At 41.5% G+C, this 14,609-nt stretch carries 12 protein-coding genes; 7 read left to right on the top strand and 5 right to left on the bottom strand.

Annotation, left to right across the window (positions count from 1 at the left end; genetic code table 11):
- The first annotated feature begins 22 nt into the window (after window positions 1-22).
- Together H3302_RS18275 and H3302_RS18270 are read left to right on the top strand one after the other, a co-directional pair.
- Window positions 23-2,071 carry a S9 family peptidase gene (locus H3302_RS18275; protein WP_182396459.1) on the top strand — a complete coding sequence of 683 codons (2,049 nt, stop codon included), beginning with the start codon at window positions 23-25 and terminating at the stop codon, window positions 2,069-2,071.
- A gap of 132 nt (window positions 2,072-2,203) precedes the next feature.
- Entirely contained in the window at window positions 2,204-4,444 is a 2,241-nt protein-coding gene (locus H3302_RS18270; RefSeq protein WP_065978957.1) for a tetratricopeptide repeat protein, read from the top strand.
- A gap of 55 nt (window positions 4,445-4,499) precedes the next feature.
- Here the strand turns inward: H3302_RS18270 and H3302_RS18265 are convergent, their stop codons facing one another.
- On the bottom strand, window positions 4,500-5,996 hold the full coding sequence (locus H3302_RS18265) for an arylsulfatase (protein WP_036972304.1): 1,497 nt from the start codon (window positions 5,994-5,996) through the stop codon (window positions 4,500-4,502).
- Window positions 5,997-6,498: 502 nt separating this feature from the next.
- Between H3302_RS18265 and H3302_RS18260 the strand changes: the two genes are divergently transcribed.
- The 3 genes from H3302_RS18260 to H3302_RS18250 all read left to right on the top strand — a co-directional run bounded on the left by H3302_RS18260 (window position 6,499) and on the right by H3302_RS18250 (window position 9,108).
- Window positions 6,499-7,293, top strand: coding sequence for a hypothetical protein (locus tag H3302_RS18260; protein WP_182396458.1), 795 nt, complete (start codon window positions 6,499-6,501; stop codon window positions 7,291-7,293).
- A 56-nt stretch (window positions 7,294-7,349) separates the two neighbouring features.
- On the top strand, window positions 7,350-8,519 hold the full coding sequence (locus tag H3302_RS18255) for a BamA/TamA family outer membrane protein (protein ID WP_244887007.1): 1,170 nt from the start codon (window positions 7,350-7,352) through the stop codon (window positions 8,517-8,519).
- 127 nt (window positions 8,520-8,646) lie between these two features.
- Window positions 8,647-9,108: a hypothetical protein gene (locus H3302_RS18250; protein WP_180311699.1), complete on the top strand. Its 462-nt coding sequence runs from the start codon at window positions 8,647-8,649 to the stop codon at window positions 9,106-9,108.
- Here the strand turns inward: H3302_RS18250 and map are convergent.
- The gene (gene map / locus H3302_RS18245; protein WP_182396457.1) at window positions 9,105-9,896 is read right to left on the bottom strand and encodes a type I methionyl aminopeptidase; all 792 of its coding nucleotides are present in this window, start codon (window positions 9,894-9,896) and stop codon (window positions 9,105-9,107) included. The genes H3302_RS18250 and map overlap by 4 nt on opposite strands.
- Entirely contained in the window at window positions 9,877-10,095 is a 219-nt protein-coding gene (locus H3302_RS18240; RefSeq protein WP_036972307.1) for a ParD-like family protein, read from the bottom strand. The genes map and H3302_RS18240 overlap by 20 nt, the downstream gene beginning before the upstream one ends.
- A gap of 236 nt (window positions 10,096-10,331) precedes the next feature.
- Here H3302_RS18240 and H3302_RS18235 point away from each other — a divergent pair, with 236 nt between their 5' ends.
- Window positions 10,332-10,805, top strand: a complete 474-nt coding sequence (locus H3302_RS18235; RefSeq protein WP_036972309.1) for a hypothetical protein — start codon at window positions 10,332-10,334, stop codon at window positions 10,803-10,805.
- 567 nt (window positions 10,806-11,372) lie between these two features.
- Here the strand turns inward: H3302_RS18235 and H3302_RS18230 are convergent.
- Window positions 11,373-11,891, bottom strand: a complete 519-nt coding sequence (locus H3302_RS18230; RefSeq protein WP_182396456.1) for an arsinothricin resistance N-acetyltransferase ArsN1 family B — start codon at window positions 11,889-11,891, stop codon at window positions 11,373-11,375.
- 125 nt (window positions 11,892-12,016) lie between these two features.
- Window positions 12,017-13,537: an aldehyde dehydrogenase family protein gene (locus H3302_RS18225; protein WP_182396455.1), complete on the bottom strand. Its 1,521-nt coding sequence runs from the start codon at window positions 13,535-13,537 to the stop codon at window positions 12,017-12,019.
- A 162-nt stretch (window positions 13,538-13,699) separates the two neighbouring features.
- On the opposite strand from H3302_RS18225, the gene H3302_RS18220 reads away from it, so the two are divergent.
- Complete coding sequence (locus tag H3302_RS18220; RefSeq protein WP_075593200.1) at window positions 13,700-14,608, top strand: AraC family transcriptional regulator; 909 nt, start codon at window positions 13,700-13,702, stop codon at window positions 14,606-14,608.
- The last annotated feature ends 1 nt before the right edge of the window (window position 14,609 follow it).

Genomic DNA, 14,609 nt, shown 5'->3' with positions numbered 1-14,609 from the left:
AAAACAAGCGAAGGAAAACACTATGCTAAAGTCAGTTTTAGCCTTAGCCGTTGGTTTGTCTAGCACATTTGCTGTAGCCAACGATACTATCACGATTGATGATATCCCATTGATTCAATCTGTCGTTCAAACCAGTGTCAGCCCAGATGGCGATAATGTTGCCTTTACACGCTCGGTCCCGCGCACATTATATAAAGATAAAAATGGCCACAATTACAGTGAGCTTTTCATTGTTGACGACAAAGGCGTTGAACGTCCTTACATTACAGGTAAGGTCAATATCAAAAGCATTCAATGGTCTAACGACAGCAAAACGGTGTACTTTTTAGCTAAATTGAATGATGACGAATACACTTCACTGTACCAAATCCCTGTTGATGGTGGCCAAGCGCAAAAAGTGTTGTCGTTAAAAGGCACATCTATTTCAAGCTATAAATTAGGCCCAAATAACCAACATGTGGCTATTTTGGCATTACCAGCAAAAGACAAGTCTGAAAAAGAACTGAAAAAACTTGGTTTTATGGCTGAAGTTTATGAGTTAGGTCTGGATAATAAAGCGCTATTTATTGTCGATTTAGCGAACTCTAACACCCCATTAAAGCCTACAGCACTGAATGTAAATGACTACGTCAGTGATATGAATTGGTCTGCAAATGGTCAAAAATTACTTGTTAAAACCCAACCAACAGCGCTTATTGATGATAAATACACTAAATCAATGTGGCACTTGTATGATATAGCAAGCAATGAAGTCACTCTGTCTTTTAAAACAGAAGGCAAGCTAGGCGATGCTGAGCTGTCTGCCGATGGTAAATATATTGCTATTTTAGGGGCCGAAGACAAACACGACCCAGCCACAGGTCGCTTATTTATAGCCGACACTGATACAGCCGAAATCACTGAATGGCTGCCAAACTTTATGGGGCATGTTGTTGACTTTGAGTGGTCTCATAAACGCAATACACTTAATTTTATAGCCAATGTGGGCACTGAAAGCTTTATTGCGAGTATTAAAACTGGTAGCAATAAGTACAAAAAGATTATCCAAGAAGGCAAATTTATTGCCACAAACCTAAGCGTATCTGACTCAGACAAAACACTTGCTGTTCGCGCTAATACGGCGCAGCACCCGAACGAAGTCTTTATTATTCGCGGTAATAAAGCCACCCGCTTAACCGATTCAAACAGCTGGTTAAGCGATAAACGCTTTGCAAAGCAAGAGACTATCTCGCTAAAAGCGCGCGACGGTGTAGACATTGAAGGGGTACTAATTTACCCACTAGATTACCAAGAAGGAACCCGTTACCCACTCATTATGTCGGTGCATGGTGGGCCTGAAAGTCATGACAAAAATGGCTGGTTAACCAATTACTCTCGCCCAGGGCAAATGGGTGCAGCACGCGGCTATGCAGTGTTTTATCCAAACTACCGCGGTTCAACAGGTAAAGGGGTTGACTACTCTAAGCTTGGCCAAAACGACTATGCAGGTAAAGAGTTTGATGACCTTGTCGACTTTAAAAACCATTTAGTTGAAATGGGGTTAGTTGATAGCAAACGTGTGGGTATTACCGGTGGCTCTTACGGTGGTTATGCCTCTGCATGGGCTGCAACTAAGCTCACCGAGCACTTTGCTGCCAGCGTCATGTTTGTGGGTGTTTCAAATCAACTCTCTAAGTTTGGTACAACTGATATTTCGAATGAAATGAACCTTGTTCACGCGCGTTCTTACCCGTGGGATAAATGGCAGTGGTACTTAGAGCGCAGCCCAATATATTGGGCTGGTCAATCTAAAACACCGCTACTTATTATGCACGGTAAAGATGATCCTCGCGTACACCCTGCTCAATCAATGGAGCTATATCGCTACATGAAAGTACAAGGTAAAGATGTGCGTTTGGTGTATTACCCAGGCGAAGGCCACGGCAACCGAAAAGTGGCTGCTCAATACGATTACAGCTTACGATTAATGCGCTGGATGGATAACTATTTAATGAAGGGTAATAAAGACATGCCTGAATTTGAAATTGACCATGCTGCAAAATTAAAAGCACGTAAACAAGCAGCAGAATAAAGCACTTCCCTAAACGCCCTGTCCTTAAAAAGCAGGGCGTTTTTAATTTAATACTGTACTTTGATTATGCAGCTCAAACTGATATAACTCATTAATAGGTTTACTAAAAAAATAAAAAGGAATTGTTCAGTGATGCGCCTAATCTGGATTTTTATCAGTCTCGTTGCTGTGAAAGTGTTCGCAGAACCTGCGTGTATTAATTGTCATCAAAGTCAGGTCGAGGATTGGCAAACATCACACCATTTTCATGCAATGGAAAAAGCCACACCGGCCACAGTGCTTGGCAACTTTGATGATCAAACACTTGAATACCAAGATCAAAAAGCACGCTTTTATACACGCGACCAACAGCTATTTATTGCTATGCCAAATCTTAACGGCACACTGACTGACTATCCCGTTTTATATACATTTGGTTACGAGCCACTGCAGCAATATATGTTTGATATGGGAGGAGGCCACATTCAGCTTTTTCCGTTTGCGTGGGATTCTCGTAGTAAGGAAAACGGCGGGCAGCGCTGGTTTGTGCTTCATCCTGAGCAAAAACAACATGATTTATTTCACTGGTCACAAAAAGGACAAAACTGGAATCACATGTGTGCCGATTGCCATTCAACTGAATTTAAAAAGCAATTCGATCTTAACACCAACCGCTTTAATTCAACCTACAGCGCTATCAACGTCAGCTGTAAAGCGTGCCATGGCGATACAACTGAACACTTAAAATGGGCAAATGGTGATAAAAAAAGAACAGATAAAGGCTTTGCTAACAATATAAATACACAAACGCCGTTGTTCACTACCCAAAAAGACGGCAGCATGAAAAGCGTGCAACCTCTCGTAAAAAGCGACCAAGTTCAAGTCTGTGCAACGTGTCATGCTCGTCGTTCGCAACTTAACGACCGAAGTGATCCCCATAGCTTTTTACAGGATTTTCGCGGATCGCTGCTTACGCCTGAGCTCTATCATGTTGATGGCCAAGTGTGGGATGAAAATTATGTGTGGGGCTCATTCTTACAAAGTAAAATGTTTAATGCAGGCGTAACCTGTAGTAATTGCCATAACCCGCATTCAGGAAAGCTAAAACTACCCGGCAACCAAACCTGTACACAGTGTCACAGCCAAGTCGATTTCGATACACCCGAGCACCACGGTCATAAACTCGAAAGTGAAGGTAGCCAATGTGTTGATTGTCATATGCCCGCTACTACGTACATGCAAGTTGATGCCAGACGCGATCATAGTTTTCGCGTACCTCGTCCAGACCTAACTCTTAAAACCAATGCACCCAATGCCTGTAATAGCTGCCATGAAGATAAAACACCTCAGTGGGCAGTAAAGCAGATACGAAACTGGCACCCAAATTCAGCACATTTAGGCAAAGAGCACTTTTCACAGGCGTTCCATGTCGCTGATAATGGGTTACCCAATGCATCAGCCATGCTGACAAAAATTGTGCAAGACAAATCATTTCCTGACATTATTCGCGCATCGGCACTGAGCCGTTTAGCAAGCAGCCCCGATAACAATGCCGTAGTTGCGATTGCGCGATCAGTAAAAGATCCTGAGCCGCTGAAACGCCAAGCAGCAATAGAAGCGGCAATGCCTTTTGACATCAACCAACGCTGGCGAATGCTCAATCCACTGCTTGATGACACACACCTTCCCATAAGAGCAGAAGCAGCCCGCGCCTTAGCGCCTATGCTAATGGAGGCTTTTCCAAGTGGATTGAATGAACCAGACTCTGAGCGCCTGAATAAAGCCCTTAATGAATATAAACAAACCCAGCTGTATCAAGCTGAGCGCGGGTACGCACATACCAACTTAGGTAATCTCGCCCTTACTCTACAAAAACCAGAGGAAGCCAAAGCACATTATCTGCAAGCAATCAGCATTGAGCCAATTTTTGCACCTGCCTATGTTAACTTAGCCGACTTATATCGGAATCAAGGAGATGAGGAGGCCGCCCAGAAAACCTTGAAACAAGGCTTAGCTGTAAATAATGAAAGTGCCGATTTGCATTATGCATTGGCAATGAGCTTAATTCGCACCAAGCAAAAAGAGGCTGCGTTAGGTCACTTAAAAAATGCCGCTAATTTTGCAAAAAACAATGCCAATTACTCTTTTACTTATGCGTTGTTGTTGCAAGACTTGGGTGACATGCCACATGCCATTTCAGCCCTTGAACATGCATTCACACTCGCACCAAATAACCCAGACATCAGTTACAGTTTAGCCCAGTGGTATGCTGGTGAAGAAAACTACGCTCAAGCACTCTTCTATGCACGAAACTTAGCGCGCCTTGTACCGGGCAATCAGCAAGTTCAACAGTTTATTCAACAACTAGAAATGATGAACAGTATTGGTAAATAAACACGCCATAAAAAGGGCCTAAAAAGGCCCTATTTATTACAGACTCTGTTTGGCTTTAGTGGCCATAATTTAATGACTTCGCTTTTTCTATTGCTTCGTTTACATTCAGTGAGGCTGCTTCTTGGCGAGGCGGGAACTCAACAAACGTTTTTACATGCTCATTTAACTTGGCAATAATAGGTTGCAATAACCAACTCTTACGCATGATTTGGTGAAAACCCGTTACCCCGTCGTAATGCTCTAAAGGGTCTTTACGTAAGTTAAATAGTTTGGGCATACTGTGAGTGATCATATCATCGTAGTAAATCCCGGTTGGCTTCGTTGCAAAGTGCATTTTCCAAGGGCCAAAACGAACAGCAGTTAACTGCGACTCATAGTAATAAAAGAAAAAGTTACGCGCAGATTTATCAGCCTTACCAGTCCAGTAATCAAGGTTATTTTCACCATCGATATAAACTTTATCTGATTTTTTCAGTTTCTCACGTAAGTTCTTCTCACCGAGCGCAGCGGCAATAGTCGGAAAAACATCTTCATGTGATGAAATACCGTTGAGCTTTAAGCCTTTCGGAATTTTGTTAGGCCAACGAACCAAAAATGGGACGCGAACACCCCCTTCCCAGGTTGTCATTTTTTCACCACGGAACGAGGTAGTGCCTGCATCAGGCCAGCTTGATTGCTCTGGACCATTGTCACTGGTGTAAATAACAATGGTGTTATCTGCAATTTTTAGCTCATCCAGTTTGTCCAGCAGTTTGCCAACATGCCCATCATGCTCCATTAAACCACTACCAAAAATATCTTCTTCCGAGCTAATATCGGTTGCTAAATGACGGCTTTCTGGTTTTAAGTGCGTATAAACATGCATACGGCTAGTGGCATGCCAAATAAAGAATGGTTTTTTAGCTTTAACAGCGCGTTCCATAAAATTGAGCGAACGCTCTAACACTTCTTCATCAAACGTTTCCATTCGTTTACGCGTCAGTGGTCCTGTATCCGTAATTTTACCATTAGCATATGACTCAATAACCCCTCGTGGCCCAAACTGTTTTATAAACTTCGGATCTTTAGGGTAATCAGCTTGTTCTGGCTCTTCAGAAACATTTAAATGATACAAGTTACCGTAAAACTCATCAAAGCCATGCTTAGTTGGTAAGTGTTCATCCAAATCGCCTAAATGATTTTTACCATACTGAGCAGTCATGTAACCACGGTCTTTTAAGAATTCAGCCAATGTAGGATCGGCTTCTTTAATTCCTAACGGGTTACCGGGCTGGCCTACCGTTGTTAAACCTGTACGAATTGGTAACTGACCCATTAAAAATGCCGCTCGCCCTGCTGTACAACTGGGTTGCGCATAATGATCTGTGAAAAGCGCACCCTCATTAGCAATTCGGTCGATGTTTGGGGTCGGGTAAGTCATACCATGCGAATATGCACTAAGTGAAATTGGGGCAACGTCATCAACCATAATGGCCAACACGTTTGGTTTATCTGCAGCAAGGCTTACGGTGGACACCAAGCTGCAAATAGCCGCCGCGAGTAGTTTTTTCATAAACCATCCTTTTTCATTGTTAATAACATCATAGTCTCATGATGAATCAACAATCAGTATAGATGAAAAAGCCACCATTTCTAGTTTCTAAATTAGGCAAACACGATTTAAATCAACTTTTCTTTTACCCACACAGCCCTTATTAATAAGTTGATTTTATTAACTTTTAAATATTTAGAAATGCCTATTCAGCAACCAAATAAGCAATCAAGTATGAAATGAAGGAGACAGCACAGTGGATATCGCTGCTAGCAGCCCTTATTTGTAAATTTATAAACGGCTAAACGTGCACTTAAGGCTCTGGTGTAGGCAGTGTGGTGAGGGGATTTTTTACTGGTTTTTTTACACTCTTTACATGAATAAATTGCCCTAAATTGATCTAGTCCATGCTTCGCTTGTAACCGACTAACTTTATCAGCTCGATTATTGAACTCATCGAGCAAATAGACTATAAGTACTTAAACTACCTATTTTTTATCTCTATTTTGTGTAAGGACAACACATGAACTCACAGTACTTTTCTGTTCTTTTATGCTCATTGAGTGTGCCACTTAGCGTGGTTGCTGCTGAAGAAAAAGCAGTACAGGATATGTCGGATCCACTCGCTGTATATACACAGGTGGGTATAGGTGCTACCAATAAAGGCCTTAACCTTAAAATTGGTCAAGCATACGACACCGGTATTGCAACTACCGCGGGAATGAATGTCATTGAAGTAAAAGGGATCTACGGAGATACATTAGGTTGGGACAGTGATAGCAAAACCACAGACTCAATCGATTCATTTCGTTTCCGTAATTTTGCTGTTGATTTAACCACCATGAGTGCCACTCAAATAGACGCAACCTATAATCTGAATGCGAATTTGGTTGCCGACGAAAGTATGGATGTATCTTACAGCTATATTAAGGCACTCAAACCTATGGGACGTTTCTCGTTTTATCCATTAGCTGGGGTTGGTGCGTCGTTGGGTGAAAATGCACGTGAGGACGATGGTTCTCGAGACAGTGGCTACTCAATTATGGGAGCGTATGGGTTAATAGGTATGTACGCGAAAGTTACTATCTCCGACAAAATCTGGCTGAACTACAACCCCTTCTGGTTAACAACCATTGGAGGAAGTGATACCTACAAAGACCATTATTATGGCCTTGATCAAAGTCATATCCTAACCCACGAATTTGCTGCAAGTTACCAAATTAATCCACGCATGAATCTGCGGTATTTTGCAAACTGGAATGAAAATGTCGATTTCATGGACGGTGACCATCGCTTGGAGTTTAACTACCAGCTATAAAAACATTGATAACCGAACGCCAAGGAAGCAAAACACAAAACTGAGGTAAAAAAGAAGTGAGAAACGTTGTACTAATAAATTTAGCGGCTGCATGGTTCGTGAGTACCCATAGTGTTGCTTCCAGCTATGATGACTACGCGATAAAGCCAGCAGAAACGCAATTAAGTAATCAGCAACAAAAAGTGGATGAACCGATTTCTTTTTTACCTATTCCAACTTTTATTACAGAGCCTGCCGTCGGGCCTGGATTAGGTGTCGTTGGGCTATTTTTTCACGATAACGAAAAGAAGAAAAAAAAGCAGAAAAAAGAAGGGTCGACCTTGCCACAAAGCATCAGCTTAGTGGGTCTTATGGGCACAAAAAATGGCACCAAAGGAGCCGCTGTTGGGCATATTACCTTTTGGGATGAAGACCGTATTCGCTACCAAGGTATTATTGGTTGGGCGAGTATAAACCTCGACTTTTACACCTTTGATGAAATAAAACTACTTACACCACTTTCTCTCAATATTGAAGGCCCTGCCCTATTTCAAAATTTAAAACTTCGGTATCAAGACAGCAACTTTTTTTATGGCTTCAAACAAATTTACCGTCAGGTGGACATTAGCTTGGCAGAGAACCCCATTGAAGATTTTTTGCTTGAGAATGGCATCATCAAAGAACACCTTTCACTCGATGTAAATACTTCAGGTATTGGCCCCTTATTAGAGTACGATAGCCGAGATAACCCGCTTAACCCTGAGCGTGGCTTTAACTATAAAGCCGAGTACTTATATTTCGATGAGGCGATTGGCAGTAAAGTCGATTACACCAGTTTAAAATTAACCGCTCTTAATTACTGGCGTTATACCGATAAGTTTAACTTTGCATTACGTATGCAATACGATTCGGTTAATAACCGAGGCGAAAAACGCTTACCCGTATATATTCCACCCAGTATTAGTTTGCGCGGTGTATCGGCTACGCGTTACCAAGGACTTAATGTATTTGTCACTGAAGCAGAAGCCAGTTATAAGGTCACTCATAAAATAAAATTAAATGCATTTACGGGTATGGGTTGGGCTGCCGATAATTTTTCTGACTTATCAAAAGCAGACACCGTTAATACAGTAGGCGCGGGCTTTCGTTACTTAATTGACGAGCATTATGGTATCAGTATTGGCTTAGATGTAGCGCATGGCCCAGAACAAAATGCTATCTATATTCAGGCGGGTTCAACATGGTAGTTATACCTAATATTTAAATCTAACGTTTTAAAATTGTGCAATCACAAAGGTTGAAGTTGGATAATTAACTGCTACTATCAATAAACTAATAATAAATCAGTATATTCGTGTTTCAGGGATTGAATTTATGCGCAGCACAGCCTCGACCAAACATTTTCCGTATAAAAACTTTAAACCTCATGGATTAGTTGAGTTTTATCAACATCAGCACACGCTCTTTGCAACAGCGACTGGACCGTTTAACGAAGAAATTATCGACGCGCATTCATTTATTCAACAAGCCTACATTACTAAATTGATTGATACCTACGGAGGCTGGTATGAATTGGTTGAATTTGAAAACTCATGTATGGCAACACCGGGGGCACTTGAAAAACTGATGGTGTATTTATCAGAACTAAAACGTAAAGGTGTCGCCTCAAAAAAAACCGCGTTGGTGATTTCAGATGAACTTGAAGGCGCAAACCTGCTCCGAGAAACGTACCGCAACTTATATAAAAAAGCCGGAATGACAATGAGCATATTCAAATCAAAAACGGCTGCCTTAAATTGGTTATCCGAAGAGCCAACACCCGAAGTGTCGTTCTAACTTAGGCGATTTAAAAAGTGTTGCTCTTCTTCACGTAAGGTCAACACCTCCACACCAGCAGATGTCACCGCCAAAGTATGCTCCCACTGTGCAGAAAGTTTTTTATCGCGAGTAACAACCGTCCACCCATCGGGTTTGGTTTTTATTTTAGCCGTTCCCTGATTTATCATAGGTTCGATGGTGAATGTCATACCTTCTTTAAGCACTAATCCGGTATTTTTTTTACCATAGTGGAGCACATCGGGTCCTTCATGCATTTCTTGCCCTATGCCATGTCCACAGTATTCTTTCACCACGCTATAGCCTTGTTGGTGAGCAAAATTTGCAATGGCGTTACCAATATCACCAAGCCGCACACCTGGTTTTACCATGTTGATTGCATGCCACAGCGCCTCTTGAGTTTTATTAACCAGACGCGTTGCCAGCGGTGAAACCGTCCCAATCATGTACATTTTACTGGAGTCTGCCAAAAAGCCATTTTTTTCAAGTGTGATATCTATATTGACGATATCTCCCTCTTTTAAAACGCACTTTTCATTTGGAAAACCATGACATACCACCTCGTTAACAGAGGCATTTAGCACATAAGGATAATCGTACTGGCCTTTGCTCGACGGCCTTGCCTGCAATTCATCAACAATATAGCGCTCAACAAGGTTATTAATTTGCATTGTAGTTACCCCCGCTTTGACATGAGGGTCTAAATACGCGAACACCTTGGCTAATAAGCGCCCCGATTCACGCATGAGCGCCAGCTCGTCCTGTGTTTTAATTACCACTTTTTTCATCGATTCCTTCCTTAACGGCAACATCCGCTAGCTGTAACTGTTCTTTAATAATGTCACTGTAGGTCATGGTTGGATTGAGCTCGGCTAACATACCTATTTTAATCCAGTACTCTGATTGCGAGTTTATTGAACGCACCATCGCCGTGCTTGCTTTACGGATTTCTTCATGCAGTTCATCACTAATTTTAACAATACCCATCACATCACCAATATATGAAACATATACGGATCGTATATTTAAAATATGAAATTGCAAGCGATATTTATTTCACCTTTAAATCAAACACACTCAAGTCGCTCGCCCTTTTACACAAACAGGCTATGAGTTAAAAAAATTCATCTATCAGGTTTATTTTAATCGTTTGTCGGTTTAGATGGATTACTCTAAAGTTAACTCATCAGCAAACGATGCTGCGATTAACGAGGAAACTAACCATGTTTAAACCACTTTTAAAACGACTTGCCCTTAGCTCATTACTTACTTGTTCAGCTTTCGCAATCGCTGATCAGAGTGACTATAAATTAATGGTTATCAATGACTCAGATTCATCGCAAGCCATTATGCAAGGCCAGTATGATGCTGTGTTAGCAAACACAACACAATCAACTGACTTAAATCGTCAATATGAACTTGCATTTAATCGTTGTGCAGCAAGCGTGAAGTCAAAGAACTTCAGTCACGCAGAATCACTTTGCACAGAAGCAATTGAGCTTCTTAACAAAAGCGAAGTACGCGGCTATAAGCGCCGTGAACTTACATCATTCGCTTTAAGTAACCGTGGTATTGCGCGCATTATGTCGAAAAACGACACGGCTGCTCTAGCAGATTTTTATGAAGCGGTGAAAATCTCAGGTAATGATTTAGTTAATCACAACCTAAACCGCGCTAAGCAAAACTTAGCTCTTTAACCGAATTGTTGTCACAAAAGCCTAGTTTGTGTGTTCTCTGGGCTTTTTTATACCGAGTCAGTGCATACGCGGTGACTCAACCATATTGTTGTCAAAAGCTTAGCTTGTGTGTTCTCTAAGCTTTTTTATACCGAGTCAGTGCATACGCGGTGACTCAACCATATTGTTGTCGAAAGCTTAGCTTGTGTGTTCTCTAAGCTTTTTTATTCCGGGTGACTGCACACGTGGTCACTCAACCATATTGTTGTCGAAAGCTTAGCTTGTGTGTTCTCTAAGCTTTTTTATTCCGGGTGACTGCACACGTGGTCACTCAACCATATTGTTGTCGAAAGCTTAGCTTGTGTGTTCTCTAAGCTTTTTTATTGTGAGTGACTGCACACGTGGTCACTCAACCATATTGTTGTCGAAAGCTTAGCTTGTGTGTTCTCTAAGCTTTTTTATTGTGAGTGACTGCACACGTGGTCACTCAACCATATTGTTGTCGAAAGCTTAGCTTGTGTGTTCTCTAAGCTTTTTTATTGTGAGTGACTGCACACGTGGTCACTCAGCCGTATTGTTGTCGAAAGCCTAGCTTGTGTGTTCGCTGGGCTTTTTTATGTCAGCTAAAATAACCTGCCAATATGCAACATCAATCCAATCATCAAATTTTTTTCCAACTTGTTGAAAATGTGCAACCTTTTTCATACTAAACTTTTCGTGTAATGCAATACTGGCAGCATTAGGTAGTGCAATACCTGCCATAACAGCATGCAGATTACGCGTCTTTAAATGTGTGAAAAGTGCAGTGTAAAGTTGTGTACCCACTCCCTGTGCCTGACACTGCGCATCTAAATAAATCGAGACTTCAACGGAGTGTTGATATGCTTTACGCGCTTTCCACGGTGTTGCATAACAATAGCCAATGATCTTGCCGTTAACCTCAGCAACCAACCATGGTAAATGAGAATCAAGACTGGCCTGTATACGTTTTGCAATTTCGACCCCAGTAACCGGCTCAACTTCAAAGGTCACGGTGCTATTAAGAACATAAAAATTATAAATTTCAGCAATCGCTTCGCTATCATCTATTGTCGTATTTCTTATCATTATTAACTTACTCCCTGCTATTAATAATTGATTAATAGCAGAAAAAGCGCATTACAAATAGATAAAAAAACGCCACTAACTAAAAGTGGCGTTTGGGTAGTTTCGACAACAATAAGAAATTGCTTTTAAAAGAAGCCCAGTGGATTTTCACTGTAACTTACTAATAGATTTTTAGTTTGTTGGTAGTGGTCAAGCGCTAACTTATGTGTTTCGCGACCAATCCCTGACTTTTTATACCCACCAAATGCCGCATGTGCCGGGTACATGTGATAACAATTTGTCCAAACACGGCCAGCTTCAATCTTGCGGCCAAAATGATAAGCCCGGTTCATATTTCGGCTCCAAACACCAGCTCCTAAACCAAATTCAGAACTATTGGCCAGCGCTAATGCTTCATCTTCATCTTTAAAAGTAGACATAGAAATCACCGGTCCAAAAATCTCCTCTTGGAATACGCGCATATCATTGGTGCCTTTTAATAGCGTTGGCTGAATATAATAGCCCCCGTTAAGCTCGTCTGATAACTGCTCTACTTCACCACCGGTAAGTACTTCGGCGCCTTCCTTTTTACCAATTTCAATATAGCTTAAAATTTTATCAAACTGCGCTTGTGATGCTTGCGCCCCTACCATGGTCTCGGTATCAAGCGGGTTACCCCGTTTAATTTGTAATGTGCGCGCCAGTACACGTTCAATAAATTGCTCGTAAATATCTTCTTGGATAAACAAACGTGATGGGCATGTACACACCTCACCTTGGTTAAAGTAAGCAAGTACAGCCCCTTCAATGGCTTTACTTAAAAATGCATCATCTTTTTCCATCACATCATTAAAGAAAATGTTGGGCGATTTACCACCGAGCTCTACAGTCGAAGGGATAATGTTCTCGGCGGCGCATTTTAAAATATGTGAACCAACAGGCGTTGATCCAGTAAAAGCAATTTTTGCAATGCGTGTGCTGGTTGCCAGCGCTTCACCCGCTTCTTTACCATAGCCATTCACAACATTTAATACACCTGCTGGTAATAAGTCACCAATCACTTCGAGCAAAACAAGGATTGATGCGGGTGTTTGCTCGGCAGGTTTTAAAATAACACAGTTGCCCGCCGCAAGTGCTGGAGCGAGTTTCCACGCAGCCATTAATAGTGGAAAGTTCCATGGAATAATCTGCCCGACAACCCCTAAAGGCTCATGAAAATGATACGCTACTGTGGTTTCATCAATTTCACCAATTGATCCTTCTTGAGCACGCACACACCCCGCAAAATAGCGAAAGTGATCCGCCGCTAGTGGAACATCTGCAGCAAGGGTTTCGCGAATAGCTTTACCATTATCCCACGTTTCAGCCACTGCGAGCATTTCGAGGTTTTGCTCAATACGGTCCGCAATTTTTAACAAAATATTACTACGCTCTGTCACCGATGTTGTGCCCCATGCTGCTTTTGCGTCGTGGGCTTTATCAAGTGCAAGTTCTATGTCTTCTTTACTTGAACGAGGTACTTTACAAAATACCTTTCCGTTTACTGGGCTAATATTGTCAAAGTATTCACCGTTAACGGGGGCGACCCACTGGCCTCCAATATAGTTCTCATATTGCGCTTTAAAACTAACTTTGGCACCTTCACTGCCTGGATTTGCATAGATCATAATGTGTTCTCTCTTCAAATTGTTGTATTTTATTTAGGCGGTAGGTTATTGTTTATTTAACCGCTAACTAGTGAAGTTAGCCTAGTTCAACAAAACACATTTGATTCCCAGTCCAGATTTTTTGACTATTTGTCCAAATTTAAGGGAAAACACGAGGTAACAATGAACACATCACTAATCAACAGTCGCTTAGATAAAAAACGCCAACGTATTGATGTGCTAATTGAAAATAAGGTAAGTTTTGCCGGTGAGCATGCCGAATTAAGCATTTACGACACCTACCTTGATGCACAAAAAGTCGCGCTGCATTCCAGCGAACTATTATTTTGCGGCATGATCAGCGGTAAAAAAATTATGCATGTTGCCGACAGTGACTACCACAAAGAGTTTTTACCACACCAGTCGTTTGTACTTGCGCCAAAGCAAGGGGTATTAATTGATTTTCCAAACGCATCTCTCAATCAGCCTACGACCTGTTTAGCTATTGAAATTAGTACCGACAAAATTAGCCAAGTGGTTGATGCATTGAATGTTGAGCAACAAATTAGCCATGATGATTTTTTTCATTATGAACCTAAGTTAGTCCATGCAGAGCACAATATTCAAACCCAACAACTACTCGAACGCATGATCAATTTATTTAGTGAAAATGAGCAGCACAGAGACTACTTAATCGATCTTTCACTGAATGAACTTATCACTCGACTATTACAACAACAAAGCCGTGATTTAATGATTGCGAGTTGCAAACAGGGCAAGCTTGCAACACCACTGAGCCATGTTATCCAGTATATTGAGCAACATTTAGCGCACACTATCGACATTGATGTACTGTGTAAAATTGCCTGTATGAGTCGCAGTAAATTTTATCAACAATTTAAGCTAGCCTTTGGCTCTACTCCCGCACTTTGGCAACAGCAGCTGCGATTACAAAAGGCTTATAAACGCATAGAAAAAGGTGAGTCTATTAGTAGTGTGTGTTATCAACTTGGTTTTAATAACCTTAGTCACTTTAGCAGGCTGTTTAAACAAACCTTTGGGGCAACACCTAAAAGCATTGCCAGCCATTAAG

Source organism: Pseudoalteromonas sp. MT33b (assembly GCF_014117385.1).
GTDB classification, from domain to species: domain Bacteria; phylum Pseudomonadota; class Gammaproteobacteria; order Enterobacterales; family Alteromonadaceae; genus Pseudoalteromonas; species Pseudoalteromonas lipolytica.
Note: the sequence above shows the minus strand (reverse complement) of the source record. Positions and strands in the feature narration are given on the sequence as shown.

Bases quoted from the DNA above. Each gene is read 5' to 3' on its own strand.
- H3302_RS18265 (WP_036972304.1), bottom strand. From the start codon at position 5,996: ATGAAAAAACTACTCGCGGCGGCTATTTGCAGCTTGGTGTCCACCGTA.
- map (WP_182396457.1), bottom strand. From the start codon at position 9,896: ATGAAAAAAGTGGTAATTAAAACACAGGACGAGCTGGCGCTCATGCGT.
- H3302_RS18275 (WP_182396459.1), top strand. From the start codon at position 23: ATGCTAAAGTCAGTTTTAGCCTTAGCCGTTGGTTTGTCTAGCACATTT.
- H3302_RS18250 (WP_180311699.1), top strand. From the start codon at position 8,647: ATGCGCAGCACAGCCTCGACCAAACATTTTCCGTATAAAAACTTTAAA.
- H3302_RS18230 (WP_182396456.1), bottom strand. From the start codon at position 11,891: ATGATAAGAAATACGACAATAGATGATAGCGAAGCGATTGCTGAAATT.
- H3302_RS18235 (WP_036972309.1), top strand. From the start codon at position 10,332: ATGTTTAAACCACTTTTAAAACGACTTGCCCTTAGCTCATTACTTACT.
- H3302_RS18220 (WP_075593200.1), top strand. From the start codon at position 13,700: ATGAACACATCACTAATCAACAGTCGCTTAGATAAAAAACGCCAACGT.
- H3302_RS18260 (WP_182396458.1), top strand. From the start codon at position 6,499: ATGAACTCACAGTACTTTTCTGTTCTTTTATGCTCATTGAGTGTGCCA.
- H3302_RS18225 (WP_182396455.1), bottom strand. From the start codon at position 13,537: ATGATCTATGCAAATCCAGGCAGTGAAGGTGCCAAAGTTAGTTTTAAA.
- H3302_RS18270 (WP_065978957.1), top strand. From the start codon at position 2,204: ATGCGCCTAATCTGGATTTTTATCAGTCTCGTTGCTGTGAAAGTGTTC.
- H3302_RS18240 (WP_036972307.1), bottom strand. From the start codon at position 10,095: ATGGGTATTGTTAAAATTAGTGATGAACTGCATGAAGAAATCCGTAAA.